Origin of the sequence: Streptomyces sp. NPDC055243, from assembly GCF_044544025.1 — a bacterium.
Classification (GTDB): Bacteria; Actinomycetota; Actinomycetes; order Streptomycetales; family Streptomycetaceae; genus Streptomyces.
Genome location: NZ_JBITWR010000009.1, coordinates 247,769 through 261,102, shown reverse-complemented (window position 1 = coordinate 261,102; position 13,334 = coordinate 247,769). Strand labels below are relative to the sequence as shown.

At 70.6% G+C, this 13,334-nt stretch carries 12 protein-coding genes; 7 read left to right on the top strand and 5 right to left on the bottom strand.

All coding sequences use genetic code 11. The features are described 5' to 3' along the window. Window positions 1-72: 72 nt before the first annotated feature. Window positions 73-879, bottom strand: a complete 807-nt coding sequence (locus ACIGXX_RS26445; RefSeq protein ID WP_399979291.1) for a rhomboid-like protein — start codon at window positions 877-879, stop codon at window positions 73-75. A 169-nt stretch (window positions 880-1,048) separates the two neighbouring features. Here ACIGXX_RS26445 and ACIGXX_RS26440 point away from each other — a divergent pair, with 169 nt between their 5' ends. From ACIGXX_RS26440 to ACIGXX_RS26420, 5 genes are all read left to right on the top strand, one after another. Further along, window positions 1,049-1,753: a spermidine synthase gene (locus tag ACIGXX_RS26440; RefSeq protein WP_351163776.1), complete on the top strand. Its 705-nt coding sequence runs from the start codon at window positions 1,049-1,051 to the stop codon at window positions 1,751-1,753. Between the two features lie 65 nt (window positions 1,754-1,818). Next, window positions 1,819-2,559 (top strand): response regulator transcription factor, encoded by a 741-nt coding sequence (locus ACIGXX_RS26435; protein ID WP_135330435.1) that lies wholly within the window; start codon window positions 1,819-1,821, stop codon window positions 2,557-2,559. Window positions 2,560-2,572: 13 nt separating this feature from the next. Further along, window positions 2,573-3,658, top strand: a complete 1,086-nt coding sequence (locus ACIGXX_RS26430) for a HAMP domain-containing sensor histidine kinase (protein ID WP_351163773.1) — start codon at window positions 2,573-2,575, stop codon at window positions 3,656-3,658. Between the two features lie 259 nt (window positions 3,659-3,917). After that, complete coding sequence (locus ACIGXX_RS26425) at window positions 3,918-7,712, top strand: multifunctional oxoglutarate decarboxylase/oxoglutarate dehydrogenase thiamine pyrophosphate-binding subunit/dihydrolipoyllysine-residue succinyltransferase subunit (protein ID WP_361464301.1); 3,795 nt, start codon at window positions 3,918-3,920, stop codon at window positions 7,710-7,712. A gap of 130 nt (window positions 7,713-7,842) precedes the next feature. Continuing rightward, window positions 7,843-8,025, top strand: coding sequence for a DUF6104 family protein (locus tag ACIGXX_RS26420; RefSeq protein ID WP_003961784.1), 183 nt, complete (start codon window positions 7,843-7,845; stop codon window positions 8,023-8,025). Window positions 8,026-8,167: 142 nt separating this feature from the next. On the opposite strand, the gene ACIGXX_RS26415 is transcribed toward ACIGXX_RS26420, so the two are convergent. After that, on the bottom strand, window positions 8,168-9,004 hold the full coding sequence (locus tag ACIGXX_RS26415; RefSeq protein ID WP_399979285.1) for a hypothetical protein: 837 nt from the start codon (window positions 9,002-9,004) through the stop codon (window positions 8,168-8,170). Window positions 9,005-9,200: 196 nt separating this feature from the next. Between ACIGXX_RS26415 and ACIGXX_RS26410 the strand changes: the two genes are divergently transcribed. Continuing rightward, complete coding sequence (locus ACIGXX_RS26410; protein WP_399979281.1) at window positions 9,201-10,154, top strand: DUF4097 family beta strand repeat-containing protein; 954 nt, start codon at window positions 9,201-9,203, stop codon at window positions 10,152-10,154. A gap of 1 nt (window position 10,155) precedes the next feature. Beyond that, a complete protein-coding gene (locus ACIGXX_RS26405) occupies window positions 10,156-11,229 on the top strand; it encodes a helix-turn-helix transcriptional regulator (protein ID WP_351163762.1) in 1,074 nt (357 codons plus the stop codon). Between the two features lie 114 nt (window positions 11,230-11,343). Here ACIGXX_RS26405 and ACIGXX_RS26400 read toward each other — a convergent pair whose 3' ends face one another. From ACIGXX_RS26400 to ACIGXX_RS26390, 3 genes are all read right to left on the bottom strand, one after another. Beyond that, the gene (locus tag ACIGXX_RS26400) at window positions 11,344-11,922 is read right to left on the bottom strand and encodes a Clp protease N-terminal domain-containing protein (RefSeq protein WP_399979278.1); all 579 of its coding nucleotides are present in this window, start codon (window positions 11,920-11,922) and stop codon (window positions 11,344-11,346) included. Further along, the gene (locus ACIGXX_RS26395) at window positions 11,922-12,131 is read right to left on the bottom strand and encodes a helix-turn-helix domain-containing protein (protein WP_190081985.1); all 210 of its coding nucleotides are present in this window, start codon (window positions 12,129-12,131) and stop codon (window positions 11,922-11,924) included. The genes ACIGXX_RS26400 and ACIGXX_RS26395 overlap by 1 nt, the downstream gene beginning before the upstream one ends. Window positions 12,132-12,216: 85 nt before the next feature. Continuing rightward, a complete protein-coding gene (locus tag ACIGXX_RS26390; RefSeq protein WP_351163758.1) occupies window positions 12,217-13,182 on the bottom strand; it encodes a zinc-binding dehydrogenase in 966 nt (321 codons plus the stop codon). Window positions 13,183-13,334 lie beyond the last annotated feature (152 nt).

Sequence of the window (13,334 nt, the reverse complement as noted above, 5' to 3'; positions counted from 1 at the left end):
TCAAGTTGAGCTATGTGGACTCAATGCTCGTGAGTCCATGAATGTTCCCCAGGGGATGTTCGCTGTGAGCGATCAGCTCGACGCGGGCCGGCGCCACCGGCGCACCAGCGGCCACGTCGCGACGCCGATCGCCAGCGCCAGGAGGTGGCCCCAGTTGGTCATCGGGTCCGTGAACGCGATCAGGTCGTCGACGAGCATGCCGCCGAACCCGGCGAGCACCAGCCACCGCAGCCACGGCCTGAACAGGCCGGCCAGCGCGCCGACGCTCGCCGCGACGCCGAAGCTGATGCCGTAGTCGAGGCGGTGCAGGGAGCTGTCGGGCAGATGGCCCGCGAGGACCGAGAAGCCGACCGGGACCTCGGTCGCGAGGGTGGCCACGACATGGCCGAGCAGGAAGACGCCCGCCGTGCGCAGCGCGCCGACGCGGCGCTCCAGGGCAGTGAGGACCAGCAGGAAGCCGATCGCGTACGGTGACGCGATGCCGCCCGCGATCCACAGCGCGCTGGCCACCAGGACGAGGAACGGTTCCTGCGACAGGTGCGCCACGTCCGTGCTGGAGTGCCGGTGGAGGTCCGCGACCAGGCTCGGGTCCGCGTACTGCGCCAGGAGCGACGTCAGGGTGAGGATCGCGGCGTAGCCGAACGTGAAGGGCGTACCCGTGGGGGTCGGCAGCAGGCGCCAGGGGCGCAGGCGACTCAGCCGGCCCGGGACGCGCAGGCGTGCGGGGGCGCCGGCAGCGGCGGATGCCGCACGCGCCTCAGGAGCTTCCGGGATGGCCGCCCCGGACCCGCCGCGCTCCCGCTGGCACGGGATGCCGTCCAGGCCGGACGGGGCGATGTCCTCGGGCGCCGCGGGGGCAGTCGACGCGCTCCGGTTCACGGTGAGGCGCTCCTTCCGTCCCGTCCACCCTCGGCCGATATTTCGGGCGGTGTCTATGACCGGCGCCACGTGAGACGCGAATCACATCAACCTCACAGGTCAAACACGCGTCCGCACGGCTCCGCGCATCTCGACCCTTCCCCGATCCCGCCCCCATACGCTGACGGCCATGCACACCCACACCACCACCCCCGTCGTCATCGACCGGCGTGAGGGGCCGTACGGCGAAGTCGTACTGCGGCGCCATGGCGCGCTTCTGCAGATCATCGCCAACGGCTGTTTCCTCATGGACACTTCGGACGGCCGCTCGGAGCGGCTGCTCGTCGACGCGGCGTACGACGCGCTGGACGGACGCCCGCGGCCCAGCCTCCTGCTCGGCGGCCTGGGCGTCGGCTTCTCCCTCGCCCACGCGGCGGCCGACCCGCGCTGGGGCCCCATCGCCGTGGTGGAGCGCGAGTTGGCCATCATCGACTGGCACCGCTCGGGGGCGGACGCCCCGCTGGCCGCGATCTCCGGCCCCGCGCTCGCCGATCCGCGCACGGAGATCCTGCACACAGATCTCGTGGCGCACCTCCGCGGCGCCGACTCCCCTCGCACCGCCCCGACCACGTACGACGCGCTCTGCCTGGACATCGACAACGGACCGGACTGGACGGTGACCGAGGACAACAACTCCCTCTATTCTCCGGCCGGTCTGGCCGCCTGCCGCGCGCGTCTGAATCCCGGTGGAGTGCTCGCCGTGTGGTCCGCCCAGCCCTCGTCCGCTTTCGACGACGCTCTACGGAATGCCGGATTCCAGTCGGTACGGACGGAAGAGATCCCCGTTGCCCGAGGCGTACCCGACGTGGTTCATCTCGGCGTAAGCGCTGCGTAGCCGAGGTGCCTTCGCGCCCCGTACCCTGCTGGTCGAACACAAGCGATCAGTGTCAGGGGCGGGCGATGGAGCAGACACACACCTCCCACAACGGTGCGACGGCGGCGATGCCAGGCGCCCAGCGCCGGGTTCTGGTGGTCGAGGACGACCCGACGATCGTCGACGCCATCGCCGCCCGGCTACGCGCCGAGGGTTTCGTAGTGCAAACGGCGGGAGACGGCCCCGCGGCGGTCGACACCGCACAGGCTTGGCAGCCCGATCTGCTGATCCTGGACATCATGCTGCCGGGCTTCGACGGGCTTGAAGTATGCCGCCGGGTGCAGGCCCAGCGGCCGGTTCCGGTCCTCATGCTGACGGCGCGCGACGACGAGACGGACATGCTGGTCGGGCTCGGCGTCGGCGCCGACGACTACATGACCAAGCCGTTCTCCATGCGGGAGCTCGCGGCCCGCGTGCACGTCCTGCTGCGCCGGGTCGAGCGGGCCGCGCTCGCCGCGACCACGCCGCGCAGCGGCATCCTGCGGCTCGGCGAGCTGGAGATCGACCACGCCCAGCGGCGGGTCAGGGTCCGCAGCGAGGACGTGCACCTGACGCCCACCGAGTTCGACCTGCTCGTCTGCCTGGCCAATACGCCGCGTGCGGTCCTCTCGCGCGAGCAGCTGCTCGCCGAGGTGTGGGACTGGGCGGACGCGTCGGGCACCCGGACCGTCGACAGCCACATCAAGGCACTGCGCCGGAAGATCGGCGCCGAGCGCATCCGTACGGTGCACGGCGTCGGGTACGCCCTGGAGACCCCGACCCCGTGAGGTGAGCCGTCCGATGACCGGTCCCTTCGGCGGGCTGCGGCCGTTCTCCATCAAGACCAAGCTCGGCACCCTGGTGGTCGTCTCGGTCTTCATCACCACGGGTCTGCTGATGGTGGCGATGAAGACGGAGACGGAGCTGCGCTTCATCACCGTCTTCTCGGTGATCGCCACGCTGCTGATCACGCAGTTCGTGGCCCACAGCCTCACCGCGCCCCTGGACGAGATGAACTCCGTGGCGCGCGCCGTGTCGCACGGCGACTACACGCGCCGGGTGCGCGGCGCCGACCGCCGCGACGAGCTGGGCGACGTGGCCACCACGATCAACCGCATGGCGGACGACCTGGAGGCCCAGGACCAGCAGCGCAAGGAACTGGTCGCCAACGTCTCGCACGAGCTGCGCACCCCCATCGCGGCCCTTCGCGCGGTCCTGGAGAACGTCGTCGACGGAGTCTCCGCCGCCGACCCGGAGACCATGCGTACGGCCCTGAAGCAGACGGAGCGGCTCGGGCGTCTGGTGGAGACCCTGCTCGACCTCTCCCGCCTGGACAACGGCGTCGTACCGCTGCGGGCGCGCCGCTTCGAGGTGTGGCCCTACCTGTCGGGCGTCCTGAAGGAGGCCAACATGGTGGCCTCGGCCCGCGCGGGCATCGCGTCGGGCTCCGGCAGCCACACGCGCACGGACGTGCATCTGCACCTGGACGTCACGCCGCCCGAGCTGACCGCGCACGCGGACGCCGAGCGGCTGCACCAGGTGGTGGCCAACCTCATCGACAACGCGGTCAAGCACAGCCCGCCGCACGGCCGCGTCACCGTGCGCGCCCGGCGCGGCCTCTACCCCGAGTCCCTTGACCTGGAGGTCCTGGACGAGGGCCCCGGCATCCCGGAGTCGGAGTGGCACCGCGTCTTCGAGCGCTTCAACCGCGGCAGCCACGCCAACGCCACCCCGCACGGACCCGGCAGCGACGGCGGCACCGGTCTCGGGCTCGCCATCGCGCGCTGGGCGGTCGACATGCACGGCGGGCACATCGGAGTGGCCGAATCCCCTCGTGGCTGCCGCATCCAGGTCACTCTTCCGGGCCTGCCCGAAGTGCGAAGTTGACGTAGGGTTCGAAACGGAAGCGATTCGCGGGCGCATCGACAGCGCGCCTGAGGGACGCCGCCGCGTCGGGACAGGCCCGCGCGGCCATCTGGCGTTGCGGAACCTCGCTTGTTTCCCGCCATTTACAGCCCCGAAACCAGCGATCCAGTGTGACTTACGCGACGGATGACGGGGCCGGTCTGCACCTGACGGCGATGGAGGCGTAGCCTTTATTTCCGCTGTCCATCACCTTGTGAAGCGGAAGAGGGCGGTTACCGCCGTGTCGTCACAGTCCCCCAGTAGCTCGAGCATCTCGACCGACCAAGACGGTCAGGGCAAGGACCCTGCTGCTGCCTTCGGTCCCAATGAGTGGCTCGTCGACGAGATCTATCAGCAGTACCTCCAGGACCCGAATTCGGTCGACCGAGCCTGGTGGGACTTCTTCGCCGACTACAAGCCGGGGGCGGGCGCATCACCTGCCGCTGCCCCGGCCAAGCCGGCGGGTGACGCAGCCGCGGGGGCTGCGGCCACCGCGTCCCCCGCAGCTCCCGCCGAGGCCGCTCCGGCGGCCCCCGCGAAGCCCGCCGCGCCCGCAGCCCCGGCTGCGAAGCCCGCGGCGGCCGCACCGGCCCCCGCCGCGAAGCCCGCTGCCGCGAAGCCCGCCGCCAAGGCGGAGCCCGCGGCAGCGTCGTCGGAGGCCCCGGCAGGACCCGAGTACGTGACGCTGCGCGGCCCCGCCGCCGCGGTCGCGAAGAACATGAACGCCTCGGTGGAGGTCCCGACGGCCACGTCGGTCCGCGCCGTTCCGGTCAAGCTGCTCTTCGACAACCGCATCGTCATCAACAACCACCTCAAGCGCGCCCGCGGCGGGAAGATCTCCTTCACGCACCTGATCGGGTACGCGATGGTGCAGGCCATCAAGGCCATGCCGTCGATGAACTACTCCTTCGTGGAGAAGGACGGCAAGCCGACCCTGGTCAAGCCGGAGCACATCAACTTCGGCCTCGCCATCGACCTGGTGAAGCCCAACGGCGACCGCCAGCTGGTCGTCGCGGGCATCAAGAAGGCCGAGACGCTGAACTTCTTCGAGTTCTGGCAGGCCTACGAGGACATCGTCCGTCGCGCTCGCGACAACAAGCTGACGATGGACGACTTCACCGGTGTCACGGTCTCGCTGACCAACCCCGGCGGCCTCGGCACGGTCCACTCGGTCCCCCGCCTGATGCCCGGACAGTCGGTCATCATGGGCGTCGGCTCGATGGACTACCCCGCGGAGTTCCAGGGCACCTCCCAGGACACCCTGAACAAGCTCGGCATCTCGAAGGTCATGACGCTCACGTCGACCTACGACCACCGGGTGATCCAGGGCGCCGCTTCCGGCGAGTTCCTGCGGATCGTCGCGAACCTGCTGCTGGGCGAGGGCGAGTTCTACGACGAGATCTTCAAGGCGCTGCGCATCCCGTACGAGCCGGTCCGCTGGCTCAAGGACATCGACGCCTCGCACGACGACGACGTCACGAAGGCCGCCCGCGTCTTCGAGCTGATCCACTCCTACCGCGTCCGCGGCCACGTCATGGCCGACACGGACCCGCTGGAGTACAAGCAGCGCAAGCACCCCGACCTGGACATCACCGAGCACGGCCTCACCTTGTGGGACCTGGAGCGGGAGTTCGCGGTCGGCGGCTTCGCCGGCAAGTCGATGATGAAGCTGCGCGACGTCCTCGGCGTCCTGCGCGACTCGTACTGCCGCACCACCGGCATCGAGTTCATGCACATCCAGGACCCGAAGCAGCGCAGGTGGCTCCAGGACCGCATCGAGCGCACGCACGCATCGAAGCCCGAGCGCGAGGAGCAGCTGCGCATCCTGCGCAGGCTGAACGCCGCCGAGGCCTTCGAGACGTTCCTCCAGACGAAGTACGTCGGCCAGAAGCGCTTCTCCCTGGAGGGCGGCGAGTCCGTCATCCCGCTGCTCGACGCCGTCATCGACAGCGCCGCGGAGTCCCGCCTTGACGAGGTCGTCATCGGCATGGCCCACCGCGGCCGCCTGAACGTCCTCGCGAACATCGTGGGCAAGTCGTACGCCCAGATCTTCCGCGAGTTCGAGGGCAACATGGACCCCAAGTCCATGCACGGCTCCGGCGACGTGAAGTACCACCTGGGCGCCGAGGGCACCTTCACCGGTCTGGACGGCGAGCAGATCAACGTCTCGCTGGCGGCGAACCCCTCCCACCTGGAGACGGTCGACCCGATCATCGAGGGCATCGTCCGCGCCAAGCAGGACATCATCAACAAGGGCGGCACGGACTTCACGGTCCTGCCGGTCGCCCTGCACGGTGACGCGGCATTCGCGGGCCAGGGTGTGGTCGCCGAGACGCTGAACATGTCGCAGCTGCGGGGTTACCGCACCGGCGGCACGGTCCACATCGTCATCAACAACCAGGTCGGCTTCACCGCCGCCCCGGAGTCGTCACGCTCCTCCATGTACGCCACGGACGTGGCCCGCATGATCGAGGCGCCGATCTTCCACGTGAACGGCGACGACCCCGAGGCCGTCGTCCGCATCGCGCGGCTGGCCTTCGAGTTCCGTCAGGCGTTCAACAAGGACGTCGTGATCGACCTCATCTGCTACCGCCGCCGCGGTCACAACGAGTCGGACAACCCGGCGTTCACGCAGCCGCTGATGTACGACCTGATCGACAAGAAGCGCTCGGTGCGCAAGCTCTACACCGAGTCCCTCATCGGTCGCGGCGACATCACCCTGGAAGAGGCCGAGCAGGCCCTCCAGGACTTCCAGGGGCAGCTGGAGAAGGTCTTCACGGAGGTCCGCGAGGCCATCTCGCAGCCCGCCGAGGCCGAGGTCCCGGCCCCCGAGGCCGAGTTCCCGGTGAACGTGGACACCTCGATCTCCCAGGAGGTCGTCAAGCGGATCGCCGAGTCCCAGGTCAACATCCCCGACCGGGTCACCGTCCACCCGCGCCTGCTGCCGCAGCTGCAGCGCCGCATGTCGATGGTCGAGGAAGGCACGATCGACTGGGGCATGGGCGAGACCCTCGCCATCGGTTCGCTGCTCCTCGAGGGCACCCCGGTCCGTCTGTCGGGCCAGGACTCGCGCCGTGGCACGTTCGGTCAGCGCCACGCGGTCCTCATCGACCGCGAGACGGGCGAGGACTTCACGCCGCTCCTGTACCTCTCCGAGGACCAGGCGCGCTACAACGTCTACGACTCGCTGCTCTCCGAGTACGCGGTGATGGGCTTCGAGTACGGCTACTCGCTGGCCCGTCCCGAGTCCCTCGTCATGTGGGAAGCGCAGTTCGGTGACTTCGTCAACGGCGCGCAGACGGTGGTGGACGAGTACATCTCGGCCGCCGAGCAGAAGTGGAACCAGCACTCCGGCGTCACGCTGCTGCTGCCCCACGGCTACGAGGGCCAGGGACCGGACCACTCGTCCGCCCGCATCGAGCGCTTCCTCCAGCTGTGCGCGCAGAACAACATGACGGTCGCGATGCCGACCCTTCCGTCGAACTACTTCCACCTCCTGCGGTGGCAGGTGCACAACCCGCACCACAAGCCGCTGGTGGTCTTCACCCCGAAGTCGATGCTGCGCCTCAAGGCGGCGGCCTCGAAGACGGAGGAGTTCACGACGGGTGGCTTCCGCCCGGTCATCGGCGACGACTCGGTCGAGGCGTCGGCGGTCCGCAAGGTCGTCTTCTGCTCCGGCAAGCTGTACTACGACCTCGAGGCCGAGCGGAAGAAGCGCGGCGTCACGGACACCGCGATCATCCGCATCGAGCGTCTGTACCCGCTGCCGGGTGCCGAGCTCCAGGCGGAGATCGCGAAGTACCCGAACGCCGAGAAGTACCTGTGGGCGCAGGAGGAGCCGGCGAACCAGGGCGCGTGGCCCTTCATCGCCCTCAACCTCATCGACCACCTGGACCTGGCGGTCGGCGCGGACATCCCGCACGGCGAGCGCCTGCGCCGCATCTCGCGGCCGCACGGCTCGTCCCCGGCGGTCGGTTCGAAGAAGCGCCACGAGCAGGAGCAGGAGCAGCTCCTGAGCGAGGTCTTCGAGGCGTAGGCCTGAGCGGTTCGTACGCAGGTGGGCCCGGTCCCGAGTGCTTGTCACCCGGGGCCGGGCCCACCGGCGTATCGGCTTATCCTGGACGTCCGTCCCGGAACACACCGGCCGTCCAATCGCGGAGCCTGTCTTGTACTTCACCGACCGTGGCATCGAGGAGCTGGAGAAGCGGCGCGGCGAGGAGGAAGTCACCTTCGAGTGGCTCGCCGAGCAGCTGCGCACCTTCGTGGACCTCAACCCGGACTTCGAGGTCCCCGTCGAGCGCCTCGCGACCTGGCTGGCCCGTCTGGACGACGAGGACGAGGACGAGTAGGACGCTTCAGGCTCCTGGTTCCATGGGGGGCACCCTTACGCGGGCTTGGGCCCCTTAGCGGGCGTGGGGGCGCCTGCCGCGAAGTGCCGTACGTGCACGGCGGTGAGGGCCCCGGGCTCCGCCCGGCTCAGCACCGCCCCGCTCAGCCCCGCCCGGGTCCGGCGTCGGCCGCCCGCACCCTGTCGTACGCGAAGCCCAGCGAGCCGTGCACCATCAGGAGCACTCCTGCCACGGCCCATCCCCCACTGCGCCGCCGCACGGCCCACGCCGCGAGCGGGAGCCCGGCGGCCATCTGCGCCACGGCCAGCGCGCGAGCGCGCGGTCCCCGCAGCCAGGGGCCCAGGCGCCCCTGCTCGACCACGTCCAGCTCCGCGCGTACCGCGTCGCGCCACCCCGACCACTCGACCTCCCGCACCCCCGGCACGACCCGCGCCACCGCGCGCAGCCGGTCCGCCGGCTCACCGGGACCGAGGCCGGTCGGCAGCTCCACCCCGGCCCGCGCGAGGACGGCGAGCAGCCCCAGCATCCGTGCGCGGGCGTCTGCCTCCGTGTCGGGGCGCCCCAGGGTCTCCAGGGACTGCATGTCCAGGACGGGGTCGAGCCCGAGCCGCGCGGCGAAGGTCCGCAGCGCCTCGTCCTCGCCCACCGGCGTCCCGTTCGCCAGCCATACGTACTCGACGGTGCGCCGGAAGCCCGCCGCGAGAGTGCAGCCGGAGCGGTCGGAGTCCCACCACAGCGCGAGCACCGGCCAGGTCGAGCCGACGGCGAGCGCGGTGGCCCATCCCGTGAGGACGCGGTCCACCGGTTCGTCACCGTGCACCCAGGGCTTGCCCTCGGGCACGAGCACGCTCCACTCGTGCCCCGCCCGGGCGAGCAGCATCCGTTCGCGCAACAGGCGGGCGGCGGGCTCGACCACGTCGGGTTCGGCCCGGCAGAGCAGCAGGGCACCGGCGGCGTGCTCGAAAGCTTCGGTCGACATGGCCCCACGCTAGGTCAAATCGCCATATTTAGCGCAGAGAAGCGGCACAGGGAGGCGGCGCGGAGAAGCGACAGTGTCTTGACTTTCCGTGACCGCGATATATCGTGTATCTCAGAGACGCGATATGGCGCGTTGTGATGCGGGCTTCCGGGCCCTCCCGCCCCCGTTGCCCAGCTCGCCAGAGGAGGTCAGCCCGATGTCAGAGTGGTCCGTCGCCGAACCCCAGAAGCTCACGTTCGACGCCCCCGTCACGACACTCCACGTGCGCGTGGTCAACGGAACGGTGAACGTCGTGGGCACCGACGAAGTTTCCGCCCGGCTCGAGGTCTCCGAGATCGAGGGGCCGCCGCTGACCGTCACGCAGACGGACGGCACCCTGTCGGTCGCGTACGACGACCTGCCCTGGAAGGGCTTCCTCAAGTGGCTCGACCGCAAGGGCTGGCGCCGCAGTGCCGTGGTCTCCCTGGCCGTCCCGGCGGGCACCCGCGTCGAGGTGGGCGTCGTCGGGGCCGGCGCCGTGGTCTCGGGGATCGAGGGGCGCACGGAGGTCAGAGGCGTCACCGGCGACACGACCCTCGTCGGCCTCTCCGGCCCGGTCCGCGCCGACACGGTCTCGGGCAGCGTGGAGGCCCAGGGCATCACCGGCGAACTGCGGTTCAACTCGGTCTCCGGCGACCTGACCGTCTTCGAGGGCGCGGGCTCCTCCGTTCGGGCAGATTCGGTGAGCGGCTCGATGATCGTGGACATCGACCCGACGGGCGCCCCGACCGACATAGGTCTGACGAGCGTCTCGGGCGAGATCGCGATCCGGCTGCCCCACCCGACGGACGCGGACGTGGAGGCGAACACCGCGAGCGGCGCGGTGTCCAACGCGTTCGAGGATCTGCGGGTCAGCGGCCAGTGGGGCGCGAAGAAGATCACCGGCCGTCTGGGGTCGGGCAGCGGAAAGCTCCGGGCGACGACGGTCTCGGGATCCATCGCGCTGCTGCGCAGGCCGCCGACGGAGGAAGATCCATACGACGAGGTCCCGCCGCCCGTGCCCCCGACGGACCCGACGGACCCGACGGATTCGACGGACCCCACAGACACTCCCCCGAGCGACGCTCCCCCGGCCGACGACGCCGACCCGACCGACAAGAAGGTGCTCTGAGATGGCCCCCGTGTTCGCCCACGGCCGACTGCGCCTGTACCTGCTCAAGCTCCTCGACGAGGCCCCGCGCCACGGCTATGAGGTGATCCGCCTCCTGGAGGAGCGCTTCCAGGGGCTGTACGCACCTTCGGCGGGGACGGTCTACCCGCGCCTGGCGAAGCTGGAGGCCGAGGGCCTGGTCACGCACACCACAGAGGGCGGCCGGAAGGTGTACGCCATCACGGACGCCGGCCGCGCCGAACTGGCCGACCGCAGCGGTGAGCTGGCCGATCTGGAGCTGGAGATCCGCGATTCCGTCGCCGAGCTCGCCGCCGAGATCCGGGACGGCGTGCGGGGCGCGGCAGGTGAGCTCCGCCGTGAGATGCGGGAGGCGGCCAAGGAGGCGCGCGCATCCGGCGGCAGGCCCGAGGACAAGAGCGGCACCGGCGCCGGTACCGGCAAGGTCTTCCCCGACCCCGCGGACTTCTTCGACGGCTCTTGGGGCGACAAGGAGGGCTGGCGCCAGGCCAAGGAGGAGTTCAAGCGCGCCAAGCAGGAGTGGAAGGAGCAGGCGCGGCGCGCGAAGGACGAGACCCGCAGAGCCCGCGAGGACGCCCAGCGCGCCCGCCGCCAGGCCCAGGACGCGCAGGAGAAGGCCCGCGTCCAGGCGCAGGAAGAGGTGCAGCGCATCGCACGGCGCGTCCAGGACCAGGTGCAGGACCACTTCACGCGGGGCGACTGGCCGACGGGGGTCCGCGAGGGGCTGACGGAACTGGCCAAGCAGTTCGGCGAGTTCGGCAAGGACGCGGGCAAGGACTTCGGCCGCAAGGGCGCGCGATCCACCGCCGAGGAGCCCAAGTTCACGGCCGCCCGCGAGGACGAGGTCCCCACGGAGTACGTCCCGGACTGGGCCCAGGAGGACAGCTCGGGCAATCCGGCACGTGACCTGGACCGCCTCCTGGACCGCTTCCGCGACGACATCCGCGACGCGGCCCGGGACCACGGCGTGACGGAGGACCAACTCCGCGATGCCCGCCGCCACCTGTCCTCGGCGGCGGCCCACATCGCCTCGACACTGCGCACGCCGAAGGGCTGACCTGGAGACGCCGAGACCACGGGGGCCACGGGCCACCAGCCGCCGGTCACCGGCCGCCGGTCACTGGTCACCGGTCACCTATGCGGCTCCGGCCACCTATGCGACTCCGGGCGCCTACGCGGCTCCGGGCCCGGCGCCCCCGCCGTACAGCACCCTCTCCACCGACTCATGGGTCACGCCATGGTCCGCGAGGACTTCGCTGACGAGTCCGGGGCGGACGGTCAGGGCGAACAGGATGTGCTCGTCGCCGATGCACCGGTCCCTGCGAGCGGTGGCCATGCGCAGGGACTGCACCAGGGTGTCCTTGGCCTCGCGGGTGAACGGCCGGTGTCCGCCCAAGGCCCGGCCGGGACGGCGCCCGGCCCTGCGGCCACCCGCCAACGCGCCCACGCCATGGGCCTCTTCGACCCGGGAGACGATCTCGGACACATCGATGCCGAGTCCGGCAAGCGCCTCCGTGTCGGCCTGCGAGAGACCCGCGCGGCGCCGCGCCTCACTCAGCGCGCCCTTGATCGACTCCCGGCGGCGCGTGGCCCCGAGCGAGGCCAGGGCGAACGATGCCCGGCTCGCCTCGCGGTCGAGCAGTGCGAGGAGCATGTGCCCGTCGTCGACGGAGGCCGAACCCTCGCCCTCGGCATGCTCGACCGCGCCTTTGACCACGGCGCGGGCGTCCTTCGTGAACCGCTCGAACATCACTGCCTCCCGTACTTCTTGTGCACGGCCTGCCTGCTCACTCCGAGCTCCGCGGCGATCCCCTGCCACGACCAGCCCTGCAGACGCGCACTGCGCACCTGCACGGCCTCCAACTGCTCCACCAGCCTCCGCAGCGCGGAGACGGCCCGCAGTCCGACTCGTGGGTCACGGTCACCCGCACGCTCGGCGAGATCCGTAGCTTCGGTCATGCATGTCAACTTACGTTGACAGGGAGCGGATGTCAATCAAAGTTGACACCCGTGAAGTGAACGCGGTCCCTCCGGCGATCCCGGGTCAGCCGACTTCGAGGACGATCTTCCCGAACAGGTCACCGGACTGCAGGCGCTCGAAGCCCTCGCGTGCCCGGTCCAGCGGAAGCACCTCGTCGATCACGGGGCGCACGCCCGTGGCCGCGCAGAAGGAGAGCAGGTCCTCCAGTTCGTCCTTGGACCCCATCGTCGAACCGACGATCTTCAGCTCCAGGAAGAAGACCCGGGTCAGCTCCGCGTGCGAGGGCCGGTCACCGCTGGTCGCACCCGAGATCACCAGAGTGCCGCCCGGCTTGAGGGACTTGACGGAGTGCGACCACGTCGCCGCCCCCACCGTCTCGATGACGGCGTCCACCCGCTGCGGAAGGCGCGCGCCGGACTCCACGGCCTCCACCGCGCCCAGTTCCAGGGCCCGCTTGCGCTTGGCCTCGTCACGGCTCGTGGCGAAGACCCGCAGGCCCGCCGCCTTGCCGAGCACGATCGCGGCCGTCGCGACCCCGCCACCGGCGCCCTGGACGAGGACCGAATCCCCGGGACGCACACCGGCGTTGGTGAAGAGCATGCGGTACGCGGTGAGCCACGCCGTCGGCAGACAGGCCGCCTCGGCGAACGACAGCTCCTTCGGCTTCGGCAGCAGGTTCCACGTGGGCACGGAGACCTGCTCGGCGAACGTCCCCTGGTACTTCTCGGTGAGGATGGAGCGGCCCTCGTCGGGCCCTACCCCGTACCCGGTCTGGCCGATGACGGAGTGCAGGACGACCTCGTTGCCGTGCTCGTCGATCCCCGCGGCGTCACAGCCGAGGATCATCGGCAGCCTCCCCTCGGGGAGGCCGACCCCGCGCAGGGACCACAGGTCGTGGTGGTTGAGGGAGGCGGCCCGGACATGCACGGTCGACCAGCCGGGCCTGGCGTCGGGGGCGGGGCGCTCCCCCAACTCAAGGCCGCTGAGCGGCTGGTCACGGTCGATGCGGGCGGCGTAGGCAGCGAACATGAGGCGACGATAGGCCGCGGGCCTACCCGGACGTAACCACGCACGACTGTGACGCGCGCCGCGCTCGCGCCCCCGTACACGCGCGCCGCGCTCGCGCCCCCGTACACGCACCCGCGCTCGCGCACCCGCACCCGCACCCACACCCACGCACC

Bases quoted from the DNA above. Each gene is read 5' to 3' on its own strand.
- ACIGXX_RS26400 (WP_399979278.1), bottom strand. From the start codon at position 11,922: ATGTTCGAGCGGTTCACGAAGGACGCCCGCGCCGTGGTCAAAGGCGCG.
- ACIGXX_RS26390 (WP_351163758.1), bottom strand. From the start codon at position 13,182: ATGTTCGCTGCCTACGCCGCCCGCATCGACCGTGACCAGCCGCTCAGC.
- ACIGXX_RS26415 (WP_399979285.1), bottom strand. From the start codon at position 9,004: ATGTCGACCGAAGCTTTCGAGCACGCCGCCGGTGCCCTGCTGCTCTGC.
- ACIGXX_RS26405 (WP_351163762.1), top strand. From the start codon at position 10,156: ATGGCCCCCGTGTTCGCCCACGGCCGACTGCGCCTGTACCTGCTCAAG.
- ACIGXX_RS26395 (WP_190081985.1), bottom strand. From the start codon at position 12,131: ATGACCGAAGCTACGGATCTCGCCGAGCGTGCGGGTGACCGTGACCCA.
- ACIGXX_RS26435 (WP_135330435.1), top strand. From the start codon at position 1,819: ATGGAGCAGACACACACCTCCCACAACGGTGCGACGGCGGCGATGCCA.
- ACIGXX_RS26410 (WP_399979281.1), top strand. From the start codon at position 9,201: ATGTCAGAGTGGTCCGTCGCCGAACCCCAGAAGCTCACGTTCGACGCC.
- ACIGXX_RS26430 (WP_351163773.1), top strand. From the start codon at position 2,573: ATGACCGGTCCCTTCGGCGGGCTGCGGCCGTTCTCCATCAAGACCAAG.
- ACIGXX_RS26440 (WP_351163776.1), top strand. From the start codon at position 1,049: ATGCACACCCACACCACCACCCCCGTCGTCATCGACCGGCGTGAGGGG.